Below are 3,414 nucleotides of genomic sequence, written 5' to 3'. Positions count from 1 at the left end.
GTCCCCGCCCTCGTCGTCACCGTCGTCGTCCGCGTCCCCGTCCGCGTCGTCGTCGGTCGCCGGCGCCTTCCCGGGGTGGTGGAAGTCGGCGAAAGGGCCGCGGCCTTCGAGCGGCTCGCTGGCGCCGAGGACCCGGTCCCCCGCGGCCACGATCTGCACGGGGTCGTCGTCGTCCAGCGCCGCCACATCCCCGGCCCGGTCCGCGGTCACATCCGTGACCTGCCCGGCGGCCTCCCGGGCCGTCGACTCGGCGCTCAGCCGCGCGTTGTCGCCGAGCCCGCTGCGCAGCACCGCCACCACCAGGAAACCCGCGGCGACCAGCGCGACGGCCACCACCAGCGTGGCGCCGAGCGCGGCCCGCGCCCGGACGGAGCCGCTACGCATGCCGCCCGCCGTCGTCCGCCGCGTCGACCAGCCGGTACCCGGCGCCGCGCACCGTCACGATCCAGCCCGCGCCCAGCTTGCGGCGCAGCGCGCTGATGTAGACCTCGACGATGTTGACGTCGCCCTCGTAGGCGAAATCCCACACATGTTCGAGGATCTCGGACTTCGACACGACCTCCCCGGCGCGGACCGCCAGCTGCTCCAGGACGGCGAACTCCTTCGCCGTCAGCGGCGCCTCCCGCTCCCCGACCGCGACCCGCCGGGTTGCGGGGTCCACGGTGAGCGCGCCGACCCGCAGCACCGCCCGCGCGCCGCGGGTGCGCCGGCGCAGCAGCGCGCGGATCCGCGCCAGGAGCACGACGTAGGAGAACGGCTTCGTGAGGTAGTCGTCCGCCCCCGTGTCCAGGCCCTCGGCCTCGTCGTACTCGCCGTCCTTGGCCGTCAGCATCAGCACCGGCGTCTCGTGCCCCGCCGCGCGCAGGGCCGCGCACACGCGGTAGCCGTTCATGCCCGGCAGCATGATGTCGAGCACGATCAGGTCGTAGCTGCCCTCACACGCCTGGTGCAGCCCGTCCCTGCCGTCGTGGACGACGTCCACGGCGAAGCCCTCGGCCGTCAGGCCCCTGGCGAGCGACCGGGCCAGTCGTCGCTCGTCCTCCACGATCAGCAGGCGCATGGAGCCACCTTGCCAAACCATGGCTGAAGAGGGCTTCAGGTGGCTTCAGCCCACGTTCAGCAACGGCCGGCCACCGTGGAGCCATCGCAAGCCGGAGAGCAGCGACCACGACGGATCGAGGGAGACGCAGTCATGAAGCGCAAGGTCATCATCGCCGGTGCGGCGGCCGCCGCCCTGCTCACCACGGGCACCGTGACGGCGCTCGCCGCCGGGGGCGGCAGCGACGCCTCGCGGGCCGAGCCCGCGTCCCCGGCGCTGGCCGCCTCCTCGGACGTCCGCTCCGGGGACGGCGACGCGGCGGAGGACACCGGCCGGCACGCGGTCTCCGCGCAGCGGGCCGCGACCGCCGCGGCGAAGGCCGCGCCCGGCACCGTGGCCGAGCTGGAGCTGGACACCGACGACGGCAAGCTGGTCTGGGAAGCCGATGTCTTCGGCCGGGACAGCAAGTGGTACGACATCGACATCGACCCCGAGGACGGCAAGGTCAGCGCCCGGGGCCTGGCGCACGACGACGACCGCGAGCCGGTGCGCAAGGTCAAGGTGGACGCCGCCGGCGCCGCCGCGAAGGCGGCCGGGGCCGGGAAGGGCGTCGTCACCTCGGTCGACCTGGAGGGCACCCACTGGGAGGTCGAGACGACCGACAGCCGGGGCACCGAGCACGAGCTGCTCATCGACGCCGACTCCGGCAAGATCGTCCAGCACGCCGCCGGCGGCGACGACGGCGACCGGGACGGGGACGGCGACGACGGGGACGGCGACTGACGAGTCAGCTTCTCGGCCCTGAAGGACCGAGCTCGCACGTAGGGCATCGCCGGCTGCGATGGTGCCTCCTGCATCGTGACCGCCCTGGCAGGGCGGTCGGGACGCATGACTCACGCCCCGCATACCGGGGATTGCACCCGGCAGGTCTCGGGTGCTCAAGCGTCGCAGGAAACCGGGTCCACCGGCCTTCGCCGGACTTGTGCCTTCGCGACTCGCACGCGGAGCAGCCATGGTGCCAGATGCCGCAGCGCTCCGCACCGCCCCATTGCCGGATGCGATCCCTCCCGGCCGCGAACGGCCGGGTTTCCTCGCAACACCCCGCTGAAGCGTGCCCGGCGGAGCCCGGGGCAGGTTAGGACCCTAGGGGGTGTTTCGAAAGCCCCGTGCGGCGCATGGGGCGTCCGGTGCGTGCTCTCGGCGTGCCGGGTGAAAGCCCTCGTACTGGGCGTACTCGGGCTTTCGGCCGGTGCGGCGAGAGCACGTGCCGGGCGTTCCAGGTGGCGTGCGGGGCTTTCGAAACACCCCCTAGCCCTCCGTCAGGGACTGGATCAGCTCGTCGGCCGCCGTATAGGGGTCGAGGGCGCCGCTGAGCACCCGCTCGGCAAGCGCGGGCAGCCGCTTGTCCCCGCTCAGCTCGCCCATCCGCTCCCGGAGCGCCGTGACCGCGATGGACTCGATCTCCCCCGCGGCCCGCGCGGCGCGGCGCTCCGCGAGGACGCCGTGCTCCTCCATCCAGCCGTGGTGCTTCTCCAGCGCGGCGACGACCTCGTCCACGCCCTCGCCGCGCGCCGCGACCGTCTTCACCACCGGGGGCCGCCAGTCGCCCGGCTTGCGGGCCTCGCCGAGGCCGAGCATATGGTTCAGCTCGCGGACGGTCGCGTCGGCGCCGTCCCGGTCGGCCTTGTTGACGACGTACACATCGCCGATCTCCAGGATCCCCGCCTTGGCCGCCTGGATGCCGTCGCCCATGCCGGGGGCCAGCAGGACCACGCTGGTGTCGGCCTGGGCGGCGATCTCGACCTCGGACTGGCCGACGCCGACGGTCTCGACGAGGATCACGTCGCAGCCCGCCGCGTCCAGCACCCGGATGGCCTGCGGCGCCGCCCAGGCCAGCCCGCCCAGATGGCCGCGGGTGGCCATCGAGCGGATGTAGACCCCGGGGTCGGACGCGTGGTCGTTCATCCGCACCCGGTCCCCGAGCAGCGCGCCCCCGGAGAACGGCGAGGACGGGTCCACGGCCAGGATCCCCACCCGCTTGCCGCGCTGCCGGTACGCCGTGACCAGCGCGGAGGTCGAGGTGGACTTGCCGACGCCGGGCGATCCCGTAAGGCCGACGACATACGCCCTGCCGCAGCGCGGTGCGAGGGCCGCCATGACCTCGCGGAGCTGCGGCGAGGCACCCTCCACGAGGGAGATGAGCCGGGCGACGGCGCGCGGCCTGCCCTCCCGGGCCTGGGCGACGAGTGAGGCGACGTCGACGGCCATGTCTGCGGCTCCTGTCCTTGGTCCAGAGGTGGCGAGAGGTGGCGGGTGCGGAGGCGGCGAAGGGGCGGGCCCGGGAAGGCGCGCGGGACCGGCCGCCTCTCCCCCAC

At 74.0% G+C, this 3,414-nt stretch carries 3 protein-coding genes and 1 pseudogene; 1 reads left to right on the top strand and 3 read right to left on the bottom strand.

Annotated features, from left to right (window positions below):
- Together G5C65_RS33945 and G5C65_RS33940 are read right to left on the bottom strand one after the other, a co-directional pair.
- A pseudogene (locus G5C65_RS33945) lies at positions 1-384 on the bottom strand (two-component sensor histidine kinase); the annotation flags it as partial.
- The gene (locus G5C65_RS33940) at positions 377-1,060 is read right to left on the bottom strand and encodes a response regulator transcription factor (RefSeq protein WP_165302903.1); all 684 of its coding nucleotides are present in this window, start codon (positions 1,058-1,060) and stop codon (positions 377-379) included. The gene G5C65_RS33940 and the pseudogene G5C65_RS33945, both read right to left, overlap by 8 nt.
- Before the next feature lie 132 nt (positions 1,061-1,192).
- Between G5C65_RS33940 and G5C65_RS33935 the strand changes: the two genes are divergently transcribed.
- A complete protein-coding gene (locus G5C65_RS33935) occupies positions 1,193-1,822 on the top strand; it encodes a PepSY domain-containing protein (RefSeq protein ID WP_165302902.1) in 630 nt (209 codons plus the stop codon).
- Between the two features lie 525 nt (positions 1,823-2,347).
- Here G5C65_RS33935 and meaB read toward each other — a convergent pair.
- Entirely contained in the window at positions 2,348-3,307 is a 960-nt protein-coding gene (meaB, locus tag G5C65_RS33930) for a methylmalonyl Co-A mutase-associated GTPase MeaB (RefSeq protein ID WP_165302901.1), read from the bottom strand.
- Positions 3,308-3,414: the final 107 nt, after the last annotated feature.

The organism is Streptomyces boncukensis, assembly GCF_011045075.1.
Classification (GTDB): Bacteria; Actinomycetota; Actinomycetes; order Streptomycetales; family Streptomycetaceae; genus Streptomyces; species Streptomyces boncukensis.
This window is presented reverse-complemented; position numbering and strand designations above follow the sequence as displayed.

Excerpts from the sequence above, each read along its gene's own strand:
- G5C65_RS33940 (WP_165302903.1), bottom strand. The coding sequence starts at position 1,060 with ATGCGCCTGCTGATCGTGGAGGACGAGCGACGACTGGCCCGGTCGCTC.
- G5C65_RS33935 (WP_165302902.1), top strand. The coding sequence starts at position 1,193 with ATGAAGCGCAAGGTCATCATCGCCGGTGCGGCGGCCGCCGCCCTGCTC.
- meaB (WP_165302901.1), bottom strand. The coding sequence starts at position 3,307 with ATGGCCGTCGACGTCGCCTCACTCGTCGCCCAGGCCCGGGAGGGCAGG.